The sequence below is a fragment of the Gilliamella sp. Fer4-1 genome, assembly GCF_001690515.1.
Classification (GTDB): domain Bacteria; phylum Pseudomonadota; class Gammaproteobacteria; order Enterobacterales; family Orbaceae; genus Gilliamella; species Gilliamella apicola_C.
The window spans coordinates 1-3,062 of sequence record NZ_LZGZ01000270.1 but is presented as its reverse complement, the minus strand read 5'-3'; the positions used below and the strand labels follow the sequence as shown (position 1 = coordinate 3,062).

Sequence of the window (3,062 nt, the reverse complement as noted above, 5' to 3'; positions counted from 1 at the left end):
TTTAAATTCTTCGTCTTTTGTCATTTATTCTTTCACAAATTTAAATAAATTTGCAGAAACACAAGGATGGACATCGGACTACCATAATAAAGTGATTGAAAGATGTAAAGAAGTTCAAGGTAATATAATCCATGTTTATTATGATAGAAATAACATTGAATTACTAAATCAATATAACAAAAGAACAATATACCAAGCTCATTCTCATGTTTATAGCGCAAAGAAATTATGGCGATAAAATGGCGGTTGGATATATCCTTATATAGCTAAATGTGTTTATATAGGTATTATTAACCCTTGATTAATTATAAGCAATTGATTTTAAATGCTACTTTAAAGAACTATTAATCAAATGGTTGCGAGTTCGATCACCATCACACCTACCTTTCATTTTTCCAGTCAGTTATCCAATCATAGAATAAAGCATTGCTCTTCAATCTGATAAAATTTAACTAGATAGCTTGTTGTAAATAACCGACTCTGCCTCTGTAATTAGCTATTCAATTAGCATGTGGAAAACCAATTATTGACATTTTTATTATTACTCGCAATTGGATGTTATGTAATAAATCATCTTTACGGTGAAATGGTATAGATTCCTGAATCTTTTTTACACATGTATTAAACATGACCATATATTGAATATAATACACAAAGATAATGTAATTTGCGGTGAGAATAGTATAAGGTAGCTCTAGCTCGCTATGACTACTCATCACCGCTTTTTGCTATAATCATTGCGCTGATTGTTGCTTCGCTGTGATATTTGTTATGACCGAAATACTCAGCCATTTTGCTTTAAGAGCCGTTTCGATGGTCAATTTATTTGAAAAGATATTCACTCATCCAAGTCAATTGGGGGAGTATCTTGTTAGCTAACTTAGTTACTAACTATTTTAATCTTTTGGTTTTCATTTTCATTTACTTATTTTTATACACTACAATACGCTAAAAAATAAGCAAATACATAAAATTATTTATAGGGTCAAATAAATCAAAATTCTCTAAAGATGGTTATTATATGTAATTGATAAAAAATTATTACATGTTTTTTATCATAAATTCCTTTATTTCATCTAAGAACAAATTACCATATTTTTCCAATTTGATTTTACCTACACCAGTAATATTAATTAGCTGTTTTTTACTTGCTGGTGTGGTTTGAACCATTTCAAGCAATGTCGCATCACTAAAAACAATATATGGAGGGATATCCTCTGCGTCAGCAATATTTTTTCGCAATCGCTTAAGGTTACCAAATAAAATTCGTTCTTCGTAAGATAAAACTGTTGTTAAATTAATTGCTCTAGCATATCGATTTATACGGCTTTTCTTAACGATTTCTAAACGAGGTTTAGCCAAAGATAGCGGTATTTCGCCTCTAAGTATTGAACGCGCTTTTTGCGTTAACTGTAGTGTTGTATAAGTTGATATGTTTTGGCATAAATATCCTAAATAAATGAGCTGCCTAATAACGCTGTGCCAATAAGCTGATGAATGCTGCTTGCCAATTCCATAAACTGATAATTTATCATGACCACTTTCTTTAATTTGGGAACGCCCAGATCCACGTAAAACATCAATAATATATTGAGCACCGTAATGTTGCCCAATACGGTAAGTGCAAGATAAAACTTTTTGTGCATCAACTAAACCATCATAATGTTCAGGTGGATATAAACAAACATCGCAGTTATTACAAGGCTCTGTTCGATCCTCACCAAAATAATTAAGCAACACAATTCGGCGGCAAGTCAAACTTTGTGCAAATGCTTCCATGGCATTTATTTTATGTTGTTCAACGTCTTTATGTTGACCATCCATTTTTTCGTTAATTTGTCGATAATACCAATCTAAGTCTTTTTTATTAAACAATAGTACCGCTTCAGCCGGCACACCATCTCGTCCTGCTCGCCCCGTTTCTTGATAATACGCTTCGATAGTTCTAGGGCAATCTGCATGAATAACAAACCTCACGTTGGGTTTATTGATTCCCATTCCAAATGCAACGGTGGCAACAATAATTTGAACATCATCTTTTAAAAAAGATTCTTGGGCTTGTTGACGTTCATTATTCGTCAACCCAGCATGATACGCTGCAACTGAAAAACCGCGGGCAGCAAGCCTTGTGGTCATATCTTCAACTTTAGAACGGCTTGAACAATAAATGATTCCACTATTACCATTTTGTGTTTCAATAAACGAGACAATTTGTTCGGTTTGATTAAATTTTTCAACCACCGTATAACGAATATTAGGCCGATCAAAGCTTCTTACTATAACTAATGGGTCGATTAAATTAAGTTGATGAATAATATCAGCCTGAGTCATTTTGTCGGCGGTTGCCGTCAATGCAACAATTGGCACTTTTGGAAAACGAGATGAAAGCTGACCTAATTGACGATAATCTGGTCTAAAATCATGTCCCCATTGTGAAATACAATGCGCTTCATCAATGGCGATTAATGAAGGTGGATGTTCATCTATTAATGTTGAAAAAGAGTATACAGCCAACCTTTCTGGTGAAACATATAATAGCTTTATCGAATGATTTAAATATTTAGCTAGTACTTCTTGTTGTTCGGTTTGTGATTGTGATGCATTAAGATATGCAGCAGCAATACCGTTGGCTGATAATTGATCAACCTGATCTTTCATCAAGGAAATTAATGGGGAAATAACTATTGCTGTTCCTGATAACAAAACTGCGGGAATTTGATAACATAAAGATTTTCCCCCGCCAGTTGGTATAATTGTTAAAGTATCACGTCCATCGATAATAGATTCAATAATTTCCCTTTGTTGGTTTCTAAATGATTTATAACCAAATACATTTTGCAACACATCTTCAATCTGATCTTTTATCGACATACAATCCTAAACATGTAACACCTACGTAAAGAAGCGAGTATAGCTAAATTAATTTAAACAAACCACCCAGAATTTTCATAAATTTACAATTGTTCGCAAAAATAAAAAAATACTAATAAAAGGCTTCATAAATGGTAATACAAAGTTTTTTTCAATTTCAAAGTAAATAATGTTTATTATATAGTCAATAT

2 protein-coding genes are annotated in these 3,062 nt (G+C 32.6%); one reads left to right on the top strand and one right to left on the bottom strand.

Going from position 1 to position 3,062, the window contains the following annotated elements:
- Positions 1–238: hypothetical protein (locus A9G30_RS13240; protein WP_218057825.1), on the top strand; the 238-nt coding region annotated here is incomplete at its 5' end.
- An 803-nt stretch (positions 239–1,041) separates the two neighbouring features.
- Here A9G30_RS13240 and recQ read toward each other — a convergent pair.
- Positions 1,042–2,871: a DNA helicase RecQ gene (gene recQ / locus A9G30_RS09480; RefSeq protein ID WP_065588792.1), complete on the bottom strand. Its 1,830-nt coding sequence runs from the start codon at positions 2,869–2,871 to the stop codon at positions 1,042–1,044.
- Positions 2,872–3,062 lie beyond the last annotated feature (191 nt).

Excerpts from the sequence above, each read along its gene's own strand:
- recQ (WP_065588792.1), bottom strand. The coding sequence starts at position 2,871 with ATGTCGATAAAAGATCAGATTGAAGATGTGTTGCAAAATGTATTTGGT.